Origin of the sequence: Nocardiopsis lucentensis DSM 44048 (genome assembly GCF_000341125.1) — a bacterium.
Taxonomy (GTDB): domain Bacteria; phylum Actinomycetota; class Actinomycetes; order Streptosporangiales; family Streptosporangiaceae; genus Nocardiopsis; species Nocardiopsis lucentensis.
On sequence record NZ_ANBC01000484.1, the window covers coordinates 19,255 to 35,595 of the forward strand.

Genomic DNA, 16,341 nt, shown 5'->3' on the forward strand with positions numbered 1-16,341 from the left:
GAACGCCGCCTCGTCACCGAGCACCCGAAAGCGCGGCCCGTTCTGGGCGGCGAGCGCGCTCATCCACAGGTGGGAACGGGTACCCCGCTCGTGCGTGAGCGCGAGGAACACGTCGTCGTCCGCGCCGCCCCCGCCGCGCAGGGCATCGACCTCGGCGTAGACCGAGGCGACCGGGCCGAACAGGTTGACCGCCTGGTCGATCAGGTGCGGTCCCAGGTCGTACAGGATCCCGGCGCCGTCGGCGACCGAACCGCTGTCCCGCCACGTCCCCTTGGCCTCGGGGCGCCAGCGCTCGAACCTCGACTCGAACCGGTGCACCCGCCCCAGCGACCCCTCCTCGACCAGGTGCCACAGCGTCAGGAAGTCGGCGTCCCAACGCCGGTTCTGGTACACGGTGAGCGCCCGTCCGAGCCGTTCCGCCAGATCGGTCAGCTCCCGCGCCTCGCTCGCGGTGAGCGCGAACGGCTTGTCGACGACCACCGCCAACCCCGCCTCCAGTGCCGCCCTCGCCAACGGGGCGTGCGTGTGGTTGGGGGTGGTCACGACCGCGATCTCGTACCGGTCCGCGTCCGCCCACAGGTCGGCGGCGGTCGGGTAGACGGTGACACCCGGGTAGCGGGCCTCGGCCGCCGCGCGGCGCTCGGGATCCCCGGTGACCACGGCGGACAGGCGCAGCCCCGGGACCGCGTCGATGATCGGCGCGTGGAAGACCTCGCCGCCCTTCCCATAGCCGACCAGCGCGACGTGCAGCTCAGGTCCACCGTGTGCGCCCAGCTCAGGGCGGTGGGATGCATCAGACATGCGCCCAATCTACGGCCTGCCGGCACAACGGGATCCAGCAAGACCGGACTGCAAGTTTTCGTATCGTTACGCAAGTTTTTGCGACAAGTCTGGACATGTGAATGAGACGGGACTTTCATCATCAGTAGATGACCTACGCCACACCGATGCGGTCGTTCGCCCCCAGGAGCCCGTGGGCGGACGACGGAAGGGTTGCCATGCGACACACACGGAGCAGTACACCGAGGCGCCACGCGCTCCTGGCGGCCGGCTGCGCGGTCCTCCTCGCCTCGGGCTGCGGCTACCTCAGCGGCGAGGACGACGGCGGCACCGTCGACACCTCCGGTATGGACTGCTCCCCCTACGAGCAGTGGGCGGACATCGGCGGCACGGTCACCATGTACGCCTCGATCCGGGACGAGGAGGCCGAGCGCATGAGGCGCTCCTGGGAGGAGTTCTCCGCCTGCACCGGGATCGCCATCGAGTACGAGGGCAGCGGCGAGTTCGAGGCCCAGCTGCCCATCCGCCTGGACGGCGGCAACGCCCCCGACCTCGCGCTCATCCCCCAGCCCGGCCTGCTCCAGCGCGTGGTCGAGGACGGCCACGCCCTCCCCGTCTCCGACGGCGTCCGCGCCAACGTCGAGGCCGGCTGGGGCGAGGACTGGCGGGGCTACGCCACGGTCGACGGTGAACTGTACGGCTCCCCCTACGGCGCCAACATGAAGTCGATGGTCTGGTACTCCCCCGCGTTCTTCGACGAGAACGGCTACGAGGTCCCCCAGACCTGGGACGAGATGATGGCGCTCACCGAGGACATCGCCGCCTCCGGCACCAAGCCGTGGTGCGCGGGCTTCGAGTCCGGGGACGCCACCGGCTGGCCCGGCACCGACTGGATCGAGAACGTGCTGCTGCGCACCTCCGGCGGCGACGTGTACGAGGACTGGATCTCCCACGACATCCCGTTCGACGCCCCCGAGATCGAGGAGGCCTTCGACCTGACCGGCGACATCCTCCTCGACGAGGAGTACGTCAACGGCACCTTCGGCGGACCGGACAGCATCGCCGTCACCTCCTTCCAGGAGGCCGGGCTCCCACTGCTCGACGGGGGCTGCGGCCTCTACCTGATGGGCTCCTTCTACGCGGCCAACTTCGACGAGGGCGTCGAGATCGCCGAGGACGGCGACGTCTACGGGTTCGTCCTGCCCCCGCTCGAGGAAGGCGCCCAGGTTCCCGTCATGGGAGGCGGCGAGTTCGCCGTCCCCTTCAGTGACCGCCCCGAGGTCAACGCCTTCCACGAGTACCTGTCCACGGCCGACTACGCGGACAGCCGCGCCTCCGAGGGCGCCTGGGTGTCCGCCCACCGGGACCTCGACCCCTCCACCCTGACCGACCCGACCGACCAGTTCACCCAGCAGGTCCTGACCGACCCCGACACCGTGTTCTACTTCGACGCCAGCGACTCCATGCCCTCGGCCGTCGGCACCGACGTGTTCTGGAGCGGCATGGTCGACTGGGTGACCGGAACCCCCACCGGCGACGTCCTGGAGTCCGTGGAGTCCGCCTGGTAGGACGCCCCGACACGGCCCGGATCCGCGTTCCGGGCCGCTCCCGCCCGTACTCCGCCCGCCCGCGCCCGGGATCCGACACCGGTCGGGTCCCGGGCCCGGCACCGACAAGAGGCCCTCATGGAGTTCTCGTTCCTCGACGAGCTGCCCAAGATCGTGTGGATGCTCATCGGGATCGTCGCCTTCCTCGGCGTCATCGGCCTGGTGCTCGTCCTCCTCGACGCCCCTCGCACCAAACGCGACCGCTGGCAGGCCGTCGCCTTCCTCGCGCCCGCGCTGATCCTGCTCATCGGTGGACTGGTCTACCCGGTGCTGCGCACCACCGTGCTGTCCCTCCACGACCGCTCCGGAACGGAGTTCGTCGGGCTGGCCAACTACGTCTGGATGTTCCAGCGGCCGGAGATCCTGCTGGTCCTGCGCAACACCCTGCTCTGGGTGCTGTTCGCCCCCCTCCTGGCCACCGGCATCGGGCTCGTCTACGCGGTCCTGGTCGACCGCTCCCGGTTCGAACCGGTCGCCAAGTCCCTGGTCTTCATGCCGATGGCGATCTCGTTCGTCGGCGCCAGCATCATCTGGCGGTTCGTCTTCGCCTACCGTCCCGCCGACCAGGAGCAGTACGGGCTGTTCAACCAGATCATCGTGTGGTTCGGTGGCCAGCCGCGCCTGTGGCTGGTGGGAAANTCCTCCTCATCCTGGTCCTCATCTGGGTCCAGGCGGGCTTTGCCATGGTGGTCCTGTCCGCCGCCATCAAGGCGATCCCGGCGGAGATGGTCGAGGCTGCCCGGATCGACGGCGCGGGAGCCTGGCAGCTGTTCACCCGGATCACCCTGCCGACCGTGTGGCCGACGCTGTTGGTCGTCCTCGTCACCATCACGGTGCAGACCCTGAAGATCTTCGACATCGTCCGCACCATGACGGGCGGCAACTACGGCACCAGCGTGATCGCCAACGAGATGTACAGCCAGGCCTTCCAACAGGGGCAGGTCGGCCAGGGCTCCGCTCTGGCGGTGTTCCTCTTCCTGCTGGTCATCCCGCTGGTGATCGTGCAGATCCGACGCACACGCAAGGCGAGGGAGCTCGCATGACCCAGGCCACGACCCCCACCGCCCGAAACGCGACGGAAGAGAGCCCGGAGCGTACCGCCTCCCAGCGAACGGGAGGCCCCGCCGCCCGTGTGCGCGCCCGCCTGAGCGGAACGGCGGCCAGCGCGGCGGCGGTGGTGATCGCCGTGCTCTGGACCGTACCGACCGCCGGGCTGTTCGTCTCCTCGTTCCGGCCCGCCGAACAGATCCGCACGACCGGTTGGTGGACGTTCCCGACCTCCCCGGAGGTGACCCTGGACAACTACCGGGACGTCCTGTTCGGGACCGCGGGCGACGGGCGGCTCGCCAGCCACCTCGTCAATTCCGTCGTCATCACCCTGCCCTCGACGGTGTTCGTCCTGGGTCTGGCCGCGCTCGCCGCCTACGCGCTCGCCTGGATCGACTTCCGTGGCCGCGACTGGGTGTACCTGGGGATCTTCGCCCTCCAGATCGTCCCGCTCCAGATGTCCCTGGTCCCGCTCCTGCGGTTCTTCTCCCAGGGAGTGAGCGTCGGCGGGGTTCAGATCCTGCCCGCCTGGGAACTCACGGGAGCCATGGCGTTCACCAACGTCTGGGTGGCGCACACGATCTTCGGGCTGCCGCTGGGGATCTTCCTGCTGCACAACTTCATCGCGCAACTGCCGCGCTCCCTGTTCGACGCGGCGCGCGTGGACGGGGCCGGGCACGGCAGGATCTTCCTCCGCATCGTCCTGCCACTGCTCACTCCGGCCCTGGTGTCACTGGGGATCTTCCAGTTCCTGTGGGTGTGGAACGACCTGCTGGTGGCCCTCATCTTCACCGGGGGCGACAGCGCCACCGCCCCGCTCACCGTGCAGCTCGCCGAACTGGCCGGAACCCGGGGCGAGGACTGGCACCGACTCACGGCGGGCGCGTTCGTGGCCATGGTCGTGCCGCTGATCGTCTTCTTCCTCCTCCAGCGCTACTTCGTCCGCGGCCTGCTCGCGGGCAGCGTCAAGGGATGAGGCGGTGTTTGTTTTGGGCCTGCCGCTTCGCTTCGGCCCGTGTTCGGGCGCCCTCAAGGCAGGGATTCTTCATCCTCGGCGGCGCCTATCGCTCGTTCCTCGCTACGCGGCTTGCCTCGTCTTGCAGAACCCTGCCGACGCCCGAACGGAACCCCCCTGGGGTGGCCCATCAGCGAAAACCCAAGGCAAGCACGGCTCAGCCGCCGCGCAGCGCCGACCGCGCGGCCTCCAGGACCGTGGTCCGGTACGCGGCGCCGAACAGGCACACGTGCACCAGAAGCGGGTGGAGCTGGTGCAGCGCCACCCGGGAACGCCAGCCGTCGGCCAGCGGCGCCACCTCGTTGTAGGCGTCCCGGACCCGGTCCAGGAACGGCAGACCGAACAGCGCGAGCATGGCCAGGTCGGCCTCCCGGTGACCTCCGTGCGCCGCCGGGTCGACCAGCACCGCGTCCTCGGCCCGCCAGATGATGTTGCCGTTCCACAGGTCGCCGTGCACACGAGCCGGGGGTTCGGGGGCTCCGGCCAGGTCGGGTACGGCCTCCACCACCCGGTCGACGATCCGGGCGTCGGAGGGGGTCAGCGCCCCCTGGTCGACGGCCTGGCGCAGGTAGGGGCGGAGCCGCTGCTCGGCGTAGAAGCGCGACCAGTCCGCGGAGGGCGTGTGGTCCATGGGCAACGGGCCGATGTAGCCGGGCCAATCCGCCCCGAAGTGGTCCGCGCCGGTCAGGTGCATCCCGGCGAGCTGGCGTCCCAGCCGCTCGGCGGCGGGGGGCGAGGGTTCGCACTCCGTCACCCACGGCAGGACGAGGATACGATCATCCCAGGCCACGACGTCGATCGCGGGTGACCCGAGGCCGCGCCCCAACCAGTCCAGCCCGCGCGCCTCGGCTGTGAGCACCCCGCTGGCCGGTGCCCCCCGCGGCAGGGACTTGACGAACAGCCGGGTGCCGTCGGTCAGTTCTGCGTAGGAGATCTCCCAGTCGTGGCTGCTCCCGGCCCACGCGGCACGGCGGACACCCCGACCGAGCAGGACGGTGAGGCGGTCGGCCATCGTTCCGGTGACGGGATCCCGGCGGTGGTTCTCGCGGGGCCCGTCGCCGTCACCACCGCCGACGGGGCACACGATCGGGTCTCCGTCCACCCGCGTTACCCACGCAGCCGGACGACGAGTTCACCGGTCAGACCCTTGGCGGCGGACTCGACCATGTTGAGGACGGCCGTGAAGCCGTCGTCGCCGCCGTAGTACGGGTCGGGCACCTCGGGGTTGGGACCGGCCCCCGGTGTGAACGAGCGGAACAGGCGCAGGCGGTCAACGGAGAAACCGAGCTCAGCGCCCCGCTCGCCCACGACCGTGCGCAGGTCCTCCAGGTTGTCCAGGTCCAGGGCCAGGACCAGGTCCCGTTCGGCGAGCAGCGACGGGGTGAACTGCCTGGCCGTGTGGTCGGTCAGGTACCCGTGGACGCGCAGAGTGGACGCGGCGCGCGGGTCCATACCCCCGCCCACGTGCCAGTCGCCCGTCCCGAAGCTGTCGACGGCGACGAGATCGCCCAGACCCGCCCGTTCGAGGTCGGCGGCCAGGACCTTCTCGGCCATGGGCGAGCGACAGATGTTCCCCAGGCACACGAGGCTGACACGGTACGGCCCGGCGGGGTCACGCGGTTCCGGCAAGCTCATACCTCTTACCGTAACGAAAAACCGCGCAGCTCACGCGCTCGGCGTCCCGAAGAGCCGAAGCAGTGTCCTTGCGGGTCTTCGCCGCGCCTCTCCCTCCGCGGGCTCAGGGGCCGTCGTTCGGGCGCCCGAACACGGGCCGCGGCGAAGCGGAGGACCGAGACGGACACCGCCTACCCCTTGGGCAGGCGCACCACGGTGACGAAGAAGTCGTCGATCTGGCGGACCACCTTGATGAACTGCTCGAAGTCCACCGGCTTGGGCACGTAGGCGTTGGCGTGCAGGCGGTAGCTGCGCAGCACGTCCTCCTCGGCCTCGGAGGTCGTCAGCACCACGATGGGGATGTGCGCCAGCTCGTCGTCGGCCTTGACCTCCTCCAGGACCTCGCGTCCGTCCTTGCGGGGGAGGTTGAGGTCGAGCAGGATCAGGTGCGGGCGGGGCGCGTCGGTGTACTCACCCTCCCTGCGCAGGAAACGCAGCGCCTCCACGCCGTCCGAGACCACGTGCAGCCGGTTGCCCAGCTTGTGTTCCTCGAACGCCTCCTTGGTCATGAGGACGTCCCCGGGATCGTCCTCGACCAGCAGCACCTCTATCGGATGCACCAACATGACCTCGCTCAAGCTTCCAGACCCCTGCTCAGGGCCCCGCCCCGTCACCGGGGGGAACCGTACCGTCATCGGTGACGGACCGGGAGGACGACGTCCCACCGGGCTCCGCGCCCGGCTCCGCGCCGTCCACTCCGGAGGCGTCGGTGCCCGCGGGCCGCCGGGCGGCCGCCGGTGCCGGCTCCACGTCCGTGTCCGTGGTCGTGGCTCCGGCGTCCTCCGCCCCCTCGTCCCCGATATCGTCGCTGACGTCCTCGACGGTTCCCGTGTCGGCCGTCACGTCCTCGTCGGGGTCCGCGGGCAGGGACCAGCATATGCGCGTTCCGGTCCGACCGGTGTCCTCCGACCCGTCGTCGGTGTCCAACCAGATCCGACCGCCGTGGAACTCCACGATCTTTTTGCACATCGCCAGGCCGATACCCGTTCCCGTGTACTTGTCACGGGTATGCAAGCGCTGGAAGATCACGAAGATGCGCTCGGCGTACTGCGGTTCGATCCCGATCCCGTTGTCGGTGCAGCAGAACACCCACTCGTCACCGTCGCGCTCGACGCTGATGTGGACCCGCGGGTCCTCCTCCGCGCGGAACTTCACGGCGTTGCCCACCAGGTTGAAGAACACCTGGGTGAGCAGTGTGCGGTCACCCTGGACCGTGGGCAGGGAGTCGCCCGTGACCTCGGCGCCCGCCTCCTCCAGCCTGGTCGACAGGCTGCTCAGCGCGTCGCCCAGCGCCACGTCCAGGTCCACGGACGCGAAGTCCTTGGTCCTGCCGACCCTGGAGAAGGCCAGGAGGTCGTTGATGAGGGTCTGCATGCGCTTGGCTCCCTCGACCGCGAAGTCGATGTAGGAGTCGGCGCGCTCGTCCAGCTGCCCGTGGTAGCGGCGTTGCAGCAGCTGGCAGAAGCTCGCCACCTTGCGCAGCGGCTCCTGGAGGTCGTGGGAGGCGACGTAGGCGAACTGCTCGAGCTCCAGGTTGGAGCGGCGCAGTTCCTCGGTCTGGTGTTCCAGCAGCGTGGACTGCTCCTGGAGCGTACGACGCGCGTTGGCCACCTCGTCGAGGTCGTGCACGATGCGTTCACGCATGGCGTCCACGTCCTGGCCCAGCCGGACGATCTCCGGCGGCCCGTGCAGGCTGATGCGGTGGGCGTAGTACCCCTCCGACACCTGCCTCATGTGCCCGGCGAGCTCTTCCAGAGGTCGCAGGACCCACTGCTGGAGCATGACCCACAGGAACACCGACAAGAACACCACGACCAGACCGACCAGGACCAGCAGCGCGACGACCTGCTGCGTGGCCGTCGTCAACCCGGTGCGGGCCTCGTCGATCTCGTTCAGGAGCTGCTGGTTGGTGGAGTCGCTGACGCGGTTGAGCTCCAGGAAGAGCACCCGGCCGTTCTGGAGGTCCTCCTGGGAGGGGGTCTCCCCGTTGCTGACCTGTTCCAGGACGGGCTCGGCGAACTCCGTGGTCCACGCCTCCCCGGCGACGAGCAGGTCCTCGACGTTGGAGGCCACGGTGGGGTTGTCCTCGGCCCGGTGGGCGAGTTCGGCGCGGTTGTCCAGCAGCTCGACGTTGGCCTCCACGTAGGGCTCCAGGAACTCGCGGTCCTGCGTGAGGATGTAGCCGCGCAGGGCGTGGTCCTGGCTGAGGTAGGCCGAACGGGTCTGTTCGACGGCGTTCACGGCGGGGTTCAGCGAGTCCACCTGCAGCGTGAGCGAGTCACGGGCGTTGAGCGCGGCCAGCGTGATCACCGACACGGCCGTGACCAGCACGACCGCGACCACGGTCAACAGGCTGGTGACGCGGCGGCGCAGGCTCCAGGAGGCGCGTGGTCCGGCCAGCCCGCGCGGCACACCGTCCACGAACAGGACTCCGCCGACCGGCGTGCCCGGGGAGCGGCGGGACTCGTTCTCCTCGGACTCCACGACCGCCTCCCCGGTACGACTCACTCGGCGTCCCCGTCCACACCGTGCGCGATGAGCAGCATCGCCACATCGTCCTGGAGCGGACCGCCGTTGCTGCGTTCGGCCTCGTCCACCACGTACTCGGGCAGGAGGTTCAGGGACACGCCCTGGTCGAGGACACCGCTGACCATCCGTCGCAGACCCGCGACCTCCAGGCGCGCGGGCGGGCCGCCGTCGTAGGCGTCGACGAGGCCGTCGGTGTAGAAGAGCATGCTCGCGCCCACCGGCAGGACGACCTCGTCGACGTCGGCCTGCTCGACGGGGAAGACACCCAGCGGCGGCTGCGGGGAGGCCTGGGTCTCCACGACCGAGCCATCCTGGATGACCAGGGGCGGAGGGTGGCCCAGGACACGGACGCGAACGCGGTCGGTGCCGCTGTCCAGGCTGGCCATGCACAGCGTCGCGTACATCTCCTCCTGGGCCCGCTCGCTGACCAGGATCTCCTCCAGGTTCGGCAGGACCTGGTCCTCGTCGACCCCGGCCATGACCAGGGTGCGCCAGGCGATGCGCAGACTCACTCCCAGAGCGGCCTCGTCAGGGCCGTGGCCGCTGACGTCGCCGATGATGACGTGCGTGGTGCCGTTCTTCTCGACCGCGTCGTAGAAGTCCCCGCCGACCACGGCGCGCTTGCGGCCCGGCCGGTAGTAGGCGCGGTGGCTCAGGGGCGAGCTCTGGAGCAGGACCTGGGGCAGGAGACCGCGTTCGAGGCGCGTGTTCTCGCGGGCGCGCATGCGGGCCTCGTTCAGCTGCCGGGCGTTGTCGTCGGCGCGGCGGCGCTCCAGTGAGTAGCGCAGGCTGCGGCCGAGGAGGGAGCCGTCGACCTGGCCCTTGACCAGGTAGTCCTGGGCTCCGGCGGCCACCGCGGCCACGCCCTCGTGCTCGTCGTCCAGGCCGGTGAAGACGACGACGGCGGCCGAGGGCGCGCTCTGGAGCACCTCGCGCAGCAGGTCCAGGCCCTGGGCGTCGGGAAGGTTGAGGTCGAGCAGGACGCAGCCGCGGAAGTCCTTGAGGGGCGCGCGGGCGTCCCCGAGCGTGGTGACCCACGTGATGCGCGTGGCCAGAGGGGTGTCGGCGAGCAGCTCCTCGGCGAGGAGGGCGTCGCCCGGATCGTCCTCGACGAGCAGGATGTCCACCGATTCGACGGGTGCCTCCGGACGATGTGCCGGGTCGGCGCCGTCACCGAGGGCGGCGCCGTCATAGGCGGCGGCGCCGTGTGTGGTGGCGGTACCGGCCGCCTCGTCACCGATCACCGTCACGGGATCGTGCCCTGTTCTCCTGGTATCCACTCATCGCCTTTGATCTGCTGGCTCGTGGGGCGCTGTCGCACCGCGTGTCCCGGGGTTGGACACCTCGGGTCTTCCCGGCGGTTCGGACCCGCACGACAACCAAACGATAAACGCCACGGCGACCTGTTGACCAGCGGGCGTGACGAGACACATCCAACGTCGGCGCGTTCAGGGGGCATCCCTTCGCCGCACGTAGGAGCCCCGGAGGCGCGCGGGAATGCACGTGCAGGCCCGCTGCAAAGGGTTTTGGCACACGCATCAGCGCGTGCATGGGGAACATGCGGGATGTGATGTTCCGCTCGGCCCGGCGTGCATCGGCAATGTATCTGACACGGTGTCATATACCTCTTGACACGCCGCCCCGTCTTGATGACATCATGTCATGAAATTTCCGAGACGGAAGGCGGAAGCCCGGATGAGCGCGACGGCCCAGGCCACCACGCCCCAGGAGTCCGGGGCACCGTTCTCCGAACGGCTCAAGGCCGCGACCTGGAGCGACCACGGGGCGGCGGAGCACCACGGATTCACCCAAGCCCTCATGAGCGGCACGCTCCCGATCGGCGGCTACACCGCCATGGTCGCGCAGCACTACTTCGCCTACGCGGCCCTGGAGGACCTCGGCCGCGCCCTGGCCGACGACCCGGTGGCGGGACGCTTCCACTGGCCCGGACTCCCGCGCGTCCCCGCGCTCGCCCTCGATCTGGAGCACCTCCTCGGCCCCGGGTGGCGCGACCAGATCTCCCCCACCCCCGCCACCCGCACCTACGTGGCACGTATCGAGCAGATGGCCGACCATCCCGAGGGGTTCGTCGCCCACCACTACACGCGGTACATGGGCGACGTGTCCGGCGGCCAGTTCATCCGCCAGGTGGCCGCCAGGACCTACGGGCTCACGCACGAGGGACTGTCCTTCTACGTCTTCGACGAGCTCGGCAGCCTGCCCCGGTTCCGCTCCGGCTACCGCGAACGACTCGACTCCCTGGACCTGGCCCCGGCCGACGCCGACCGCCTCGTCCGCGAGACCCGCCTGGCCTACCAGCTCAACACCGAGGTCCTGGCCGACCTGGGACGTGTGTGGCGACCCCGGTAGGAAACCCCCTCCCCGCCTTCCTCGTCCTTGCGGCGGTCACACCGGACGCCCCCGCCCGGCGCCGCGGTACGCACCCGGGGGCCGCGACGCGTGACACCATAGGAGGATGCCCAAGATCACGGCACCGACCATCGCCGCGCACCGTGCCCGCACACGGGAGCGCATCATGGCGGCCGTCGACGAGCTGATCCGGTCACAGGGGATCGACCGCGTCTCCATGACCCACGTGGCCAACGCCGCGGGCATCACCCGCACGGCCCTGTACAACTACTTCCCGGACAAGGCCACGCTGCTGCTGGCCTTCACCGAGGAGGTCAGCAGCGCGTTCGTCGACCAGTACGAGCGCGAACTCCCGTCCGGTGTGTCGGCCGCGCGCAGGGTCTCCGCGTTCGTCCGCCTCCAGCTCGAAGGCATCGTCGCCCACCCGCATCCGCCAGCGGCCGAACTCGGGGCCAGCCTCGGCCCGGACGCCTACCAGGCACTCGCCGCGCACGTGGCGCCCATGCAGCGCCTGCTCACCGGGATCCTGGAGGAGGGGACCGCCGCCGGCGAATTCGACCCGCTACCCCCCGAGGCGACCGCACGGCTCACCCTGTCCATGGTGGGGTCCCAACGCATCCCGCTCGTCAGCGGGGAGATCGACCTGGACGAGACCCACGCGCTCGTCACCCGGTTCGTCCTCCGGGCACTGGGAGTGCCAACCGAAACCGTCGACACGATCCTGCCGAAATCGACGCGCGCCGTAACCCACGGTACGAGTACGTGAGCACAGCGCGATAAGGGCGGGTCCGTAACGCGAGCGGTCAACCCCTCCCAGGCGGACCGAGTCGCGACGTGTCGGCGCCTTCGGTAAGAATCGGGCTTGCCCGCCCCTCCCGGGCGCCCGACCACCCCGCCGAGTCGTGAGGCCCTCCCCGACGTGTCCCTCGTGCTGATCCTGTTCGGCACCGCCCTGGTGTCGCTCGCGCTGTTCAACAAGGTGCCCCGCTACGTGGCGCCGAGCCGTCCCACCACCGGGCGCGGCGCCGCGCCCGCGCGTGGGGGCACGGCGACCCGTCGCGCCGCGACCGGGCCCCGGGCCGGCGTTCGCCCCCGGGTCCGGCTGGTCTCGGCGCGGCTCACCGAACAGGGACGCGCCCTGTGCACGGCGGTCGGGGGAAGCGCGCTGATCGTGGCGTTCTTCCTCCCCCTCTCCGGCCTCTGAGGCCGCCGAACTCCCCCGCCATGCGCACGAGCAGCCCGCCGACGGCCGTGGCCGCCACCCCGCCCGTCACCGCCGCGGCCGTGGCCAGCCGCGCGCGCAGGCGGCTGTCGCGGTGAGCTGCCAGTTCCGCTTCCGCCCGGGCCCGGGCGTCGAACGCGCCCCCGCACAGCTGCGCGTCCAGCTCCACCGCCCGCCAGGACGACGACCAGGGGCTCAGCGGCGCGAGGCCGCCGGGCACGGCGTTCGTGCGCGGCTTCCACCGCACGGAGGCGGAGGCGGCTCCCGTTCCGGAGATCGGGAGAATCCGCGGCTCGGGACCGCTGTAGCGGAGTTCGCCGGGGGCGTTGGTCAGCAGTTCCGCGAGCAGCTTGGCGCAGGCCCGGGCGTCCCCCAGAGCGGTGTGCTGACCGGTCGGCCAGTCCCCGCTGAGCGCGTGGGAGGCCCGGGCGAGCGAGTACCGCCCCAGGTCGAGTTGGGAACGCAGGGCCCGCAGCGTGCACAGGCCGGACTGGCCGGCGGGGAGCCCCGCGGGGATCAACTCCGAGGCCAGGAAACGCTGTTCGAAGTCCAGGTTGTGGCTGACCACGACCGCGCCGGAGATGAGTTCGGTCAGTTTGGGCACCAGCTGGGCCGAGGTGGGGGCGCCGACGGTGTCACTGTCGCCGATGCCGTGGAACTCGTGCCCGCTCACCTCGGCACGCGGGTCCACCAGCGTGTTGAACTCCTCGATCACCATTCCGTCACCGCGCACGCGCACCACGGCGATCTCGACCACGCGCGCACCCGTGCTCGGGTCCAGCCCCGTCGTCTCGGTGTCGAGCACCGCGTACTCCAGGTCCGCCGCCCGCAGGCCGACCCGTCTCCGGGTCAGCGCGCCCATTCGCAGCGTTCCCATCGCGTGCTCCACTTCCTCGTCACCGCCGATCCACCGGTGTCCGGACCGGTCCGTGCTCGAACCGACCTTACTCCCCGTGCGCACCGGTACCACGGCCGTCCGAGGAGCCGACCGGGCCGCGTGTGGCCGGGGTACACGTGTGAGCGGGAACGAGAGGCCGACGGGGTGGTCGATCCCACCCCGCGACCGGAAGAAAGGCTCATTATGTAACGTTCTTAGTCGTGTCCACAGAAACATGGACACTCCCCGCGCACCTGAACCTCAACGGCGAGGAGAGCCCGCATGACCGACACCCCGCAGCCGACGCTGAGCCCGCACCCGGAGTACGTGCCCCTCGCCGAGGCCACCCGCTCCGGTATGCGCGAGAGCGTCCACTACGGCGCGGTGGTCGCCCTGTCCGCGACCGGACGGATCGCGGTCGCGCGCGGGCCCGTCCACCAGCCGATGTTCCCCCGCTCGGCCGCCAAGCCCTTCCAGGCCCTGGCCATGCTGCGCGCGGGCGCCCCGCTGGAGGGCCCCTCCCTGGCCATCGCCGCGGGCAGTCACGGAGGCGAGGACCTGCACGCCGCCGAGGCCGAGCGCATCCTCGCCAAGGCCGGTCTCACCCCCGACGCGCTGCGGTGCCCCGCCGACATCCCCGGCGGGCGGGCCGCGCGCCGCGCGTTCCTGCGGGCGGGCCGCGAGCCCGAGCGCCTCCTCATGAACTGCTCCGGCAAACACGCGGGCATGCTCTCCGCCTGCGTCGAGCGGGGCTGGAGCACCGACGACTACCTCGACCCCGGCCACCCCCTCCAGGTTCTCGTCCGCGAGACCATCGAGGAACTGACCGGGGAGCACGTCGCGCACACCGCCGTCGACGGCTGCGGGGCTCCCCAGCTCGCCGTCTCCCTGGCCGGACTGGCCCGCGGCCTGTGGCGGATGCGCACCTCCCCCGAGGGCAGCCGGGAGCGCGCCGTCACCGACGCCATGAGCGCCCACCCGGAGTACGTGTCGGGTACCGACCGGATCGACACCGAGCTGATGACCCGGGTTCCTGGGGCGGTGGCCAAGATCGGCGCGGACGGGGTACACCTCATCGGCGCGCCCACCGGCGAGACCGTCGCGGTCAAGATCAGCGACGGCGACGCCGAGGAGCGGGCGCGTACCCTGGTCGCACTCAACGCGCTGCGCACCATCGGCGTGGACGTCTCCCCCGTCCAGGACCGGCTGCGCGTCGAGATCTACGGCGGCGGCGCGCCCGTCGGGGAGGTCCGCGCGCTGTAGACCGGACATCCGACCCCCGGTGGGACTCGACTTCGGAAGGGCACCACAGTGCCGGACACCCTCAAGGACATCGTCATCGTCGGCGCCGGTATGGCGGGGCTGCACGCCGCGGAGGCCCTGCGGGAACAGGGCTTCGACGGACGGCTCACGGTGGTCGGTGAGGAACCGTACCGCCCCTACTCGCGGCCCCCGCTGTCCAAGGAGGTCCTGACCGGGGTCGGGATGGACCCGTCGAACGGCGGGCCCGGCTGGCTCGTGGGCCACCGCTCCCTCCGGTTGCGCGACGACGCCGACGTGGACGCCCTGGACCTGGACCTCCGCCTGAACACCCGGGCGGTCGGGCTCGACGCCCGGGCCCGTGAGATCGACGTGACCGGCCCGGAGGGCAACGGGACCGTGCGCTACGACGGCCTCGTCATCGCGAGCGGTGCGCGGGCCCGACGCCCCGACACGCCCCTTGGCGGCGTGCACGTCCTGCGCACCCTCGACGACGCCGAGGCCGTACGCGCGGCCTTCGACTCGGGTGGGCGCCTCGTGGTCGTCGGAGCGGGGTTCGTCGGAGCGGAGGTGGCGGCCAGCGCCCGTGCCGTGGGTATGGAGGTGACCCTGGTGGAGGCGGCGCCGACGCCGCTGACACGGGTGATCGACCCGAGGATCGGGCGGATCCTGACCGAACTGCACCGGGAGAACGGGGTCGACGTGCGCCTCGGGGTCGGCGTGACCGGGTTCGAGGGCGCCGACCGCGTCGAACGCGTCCGGCTGGCGGACGGGTCGTCGATCGAGGCGTCCCTCGTGGTGGCCGGGTTGGGCGTCCACCTGAACACCGAGTGGTTGCGCGGTTCGGGTGTGGAACTGCTCGCCGACGGCGCGGTGGTCTGCGACGAGTTCTCCGCGACGTCCGCGCCCGGCGTGTACGCCGTCGGCGACCTGGCGAACTGGCCGCACCCCCGTTACGGTGGCCGGATCCGGCTGGAGCACTGGACGAACGCCAGCCAACAGGGCGCGGCGGCGGCGAACAACCTCCTCGCGGGCACGGGCCGGACCCCCTTCACCCCGGTCCCCTACTTCTGGTCGGACCAATACAAGATGAAGATCCAGCTGCTGGGGCAGGGCGCACCCGCCGATGAGGTCGCCTTCGTGCACGGATCTGCGGAGGACCGGAAGTTCGTGGCCTTCCTGGGCCGGGACGGGATGCTCACCGGGGTGCTGGGACTGCGGTCAACGCCCCGCACCATGCGGTACCGGAGCCTGCTGGAGAAGCCCACACCATGGGATGAGGCGCTGACCGCCGCGGGGGCTACTCCTTCACGGTGATGGCCTGCTTGGGGCACAGGCGCGCGGCCTCACGCACCTTCTCGTGCAGTTCGGCGGACGGCTCCTCGGTCAGCAGGTAGAGATAGTCGTCGTCGCGGACCTCGAAGACCTCGGGGGCCGCTCCCATGCACAGGGCGTTGCTCTCGCACTGGTCGAAGTCGACCTCGACTCGCATGACTGTCCCTTCCTCGCGCGGATTGCGGGTGCCTCGACTCTAATGCCGCACCGGGCCCCGGCCCACGAGGCCTGCGGCCCCGAGGGGGTGTGCCTTGGGCGCTCCGTGTGAACCTTCTCCCCGTTTGGGCGGTCCTACCTCCCACAATCCCACGGGGCCCAGGAGCCCCGTACGAGGAAGGGGACGCGTTGACCGCCTACAAAGGCACATCAGAAGAAGCACGGCTGGGGCCCCGACCCCCGGTGGCGGCGCCGTCGGATTATTCGCCCTATGATCCGCTCGTCCACCCGTCCTACCGCAGACCGAGGCCCCCGCTCCCCCGGCCGCCGGGCTGGCTCCCCGTCGCGGTAGTGGCGGTCGGCGTCGTCGCCGCTCTGCTCGCCACGCTGAACCGACCAGGGATCGGACTGGTCATCACCGGCGTGGCGGCGGGGCTGACGGCGCTCGCCGCCCTCATAGCGCGGCCCG

At 70.8% G+C, this 16,341-nt stretch carries 15 protein-coding genes and 1 pseudogene (1 of these 16 only partly in view); 8 read left to right on the forward strand and 8 right to left on the reverse strand.

Features of this window, described 5'->3' with window-relative positions:
• Nucleotides 1-801: the 5' portion of a Gfo/Idh/MocA family oxidoreductase gene (locus tag D471_RS0117280; RefSeq protein WP_017599784.1), read on the reverse strand. The gene continues 306 nt to the left of window position 1, outside the view; the window shows 801 of its 1,107 coding nt (coding positions 1-801); it begins with the start codon at nucleotides 799-801; its stop codon lies beyond the left edge, outside the window.
• A gap of 197 nt (nucleotides 802-998) precedes the next feature.
• On the opposite strand from D471_RS0117280, the gene D471_RS0117285 reads away from it, so the two are divergent.
• From D471_RS0117285 to D471_RS0117295, 3 genes and pseudogenes are all read left to right on the forward strand, one after another.
• Nucleotides 999-2,348, forward strand: coding sequence for an ABC transporter substrate-binding protein (locus tag D471_RS0117285; protein ID WP_017599785.1), 1,350 nt, complete (start codon nucleotides 999-1,001; stop codon nucleotides 2,346-2,348).
• A 117-nt stretch (nucleotides 2,349-2,465) separates the two neighbouring features.
• A pseudogene (locus tag D471_RS34840) lies at nucleotides 2,466-3,430 on the forward strand (carbohydrate ABC transporter permease).
• Nucleotides 3,427-4,410 carry a carbohydrate ABC transporter permease gene (locus D471_RS0117295; protein WP_017599786.1) on the forward strand — a complete coding sequence of 328 codons (984 nt, stop codon included), beginning with the start codon at nucleotides 3,427-3,429 and terminating at the stop codon, nucleotides 4,408-4,410. Before D471_RS34840 ends, D471_RS0117295 begins: the two are co-directional and overlap by 4 nt.
• 196 nt (nucleotides 4,411-4,606) lie before the next feature.
• Here the strand turns inward: D471_RS0117295 and D471_RS0117300 are convergent, their stop codons facing one another.
• From D471_RS0117300 to D471_RS0117320, 5 genes are all read right to left on the reverse strand, one after another.
• The gene (locus D471_RS0117300; RefSeq protein ID WP_017599787.1) at nucleotides 4,607-5,551 is read right to left on the reverse strand and encodes a fructosamine kinase family protein; all 945 of its coding nucleotides are present in this window, start codon (nucleotides 5,549-5,551) and stop codon (nucleotides 4,607-4,609) included.
• A gap of 5 nt (nucleotides 5,552-5,556) precedes the next feature.
• A complete protein-coding gene (locus D471_RS0117305) occupies nucleotides 5,557-6,084 on the reverse strand; it encodes a low molecular weight protein-tyrosine-phosphatase (protein ID WP_017599788.1) in 528 nt (175 codons plus the stop codon).
• 170 nt (nucleotides 6,085-6,254) lie between these two features.
• Nucleotides 6,255-6,689 carry a response regulator gene (locus D471_RS0117310; protein ID WP_026127813.1) on the reverse strand — a complete coding sequence of 145 codons (435 nt, stop codon included), beginning with the start codon at nucleotides 6,687-6,689 and terminating at the stop codon, nucleotides 6,255-6,257.
• A gap of 28 nt (nucleotides 6,690-6,717) precedes the next feature.
• Complete coding sequence (locus tag D471_RS34845) at nucleotides 6,718-8,607, reverse strand: sensor histidine kinase (RefSeq protein ID WP_017599790.1); 1,890 nt, start codon at nucleotides 8,605-8,607, stop codon at nucleotides 6,718-6,720.
• Nucleotides 8,608-8,627: 20 nt separating this feature from the next.
• Nucleotides 8,628-9,902: a PP2C family protein-serine/threonine phosphatase gene (locus D471_RS0117320; RefSeq protein WP_017599791.1), complete on the reverse strand. Its 1,275-nt coding sequence runs from the start codon at nucleotides 9,900-9,902 to the stop codon at nucleotides 8,628-8,630.
• Nucleotides 9,903-10,347: 445 nt separating this feature from the next.
• Here D471_RS0117320 and D471_RS0117325 point away from each other — a divergent pair, with 445 nt between their 5' ends.
• From D471_RS0117325 to D471_RS0117335, 3 genes are all read left to right on the forward strand, one after another.
• Nucleotides 10,348-11,022, forward strand: a complete 675-nt coding sequence (locus D471_RS0117325; RefSeq protein WP_017599792.1) for a biliverdin-producing heme oxygenase — start codon at nucleotides 10,348-10,350, stop codon at nucleotides 11,020-11,022.
• Nucleotides 11,023-11,128: 106 nt separating this feature from the next.
• Nucleotides 11,129-11,788: a TetR/AcrR family transcriptional regulator gene (locus D471_RS0117330; RefSeq protein WP_017599793.1), complete on the forward strand. Its 660-nt coding sequence runs from the start codon at nucleotides 11,129-11,131 to the stop codon at nucleotides 11,786-11,788.
• Between the two features lie 153 nt (nucleotides 11,789-11,941).
• The gene (locus D471_RS0117335; RefSeq protein ID WP_026127814.1) at nucleotides 11,942-12,226 is read left to right on the forward strand and encodes a hypothetical protein; all 285 of its coding nucleotides are present in this window, start codon (nucleotides 11,942-11,944) and stop codon (nucleotides 12,224-12,226) included.
• On the opposite strand, the gene D471_RS34850 is transcribed toward D471_RS0117335, so the two are convergent.
• Nucleotides 12,141-13,121: a 3'-5' exonuclease gene (locus D471_RS34850; RefSeq protein ID WP_083924243.1), complete on the reverse strand. Its 981-nt coding sequence runs from the start codon at nucleotides 13,119-13,121 to the stop codon at nucleotides 12,141-12,143. The two genes, D471_RS0117335 and D471_RS34850, sit on opposite strands and share 86 nt — an antisense overlap.
• Nucleotides 13,122-13,403: 282 nt before the next feature.
• Between D471_RS34850 and D471_RS0117345 the strand changes: the two genes are divergently transcribed.
• Nucleotides 13,404-14,384, forward strand: coding sequence for an asparaginase (locus D471_RS0117345; protein WP_017599795.1), 981 nt, complete (start codon nucleotides 13,404-13,406; stop codon nucleotides 14,382-14,384).
• Nucleotides 14,385-14,432: 48 nt separating this feature from the next.
• Entirely contained in the window at nucleotides 14,433-15,698 is a 1,266-nt protein-coding gene (locus tag D471_RS0117350; RefSeq protein WP_017599796.1) for an NAD(P)/FAD-dependent oxidoreductase, read from the forward strand.
• Here the strand turns inward: D471_RS0117350 and D471_RS0117355 are convergent.
• Nucleotides 15,682-15,873, reverse strand: a complete 192-nt coding sequence (locus tag D471_RS0117355; protein ID WP_017599797.1) for a ferredoxin — start codon at nucleotides 15,871-15,873, stop codon at nucleotides 15,682-15,684. The two genes, D471_RS0117350 and D471_RS0117355, sit on opposite strands and share 17 nt — an antisense overlap.
• Nucleotides 15,874-16,341 lie beyond the last annotated feature (468 nt).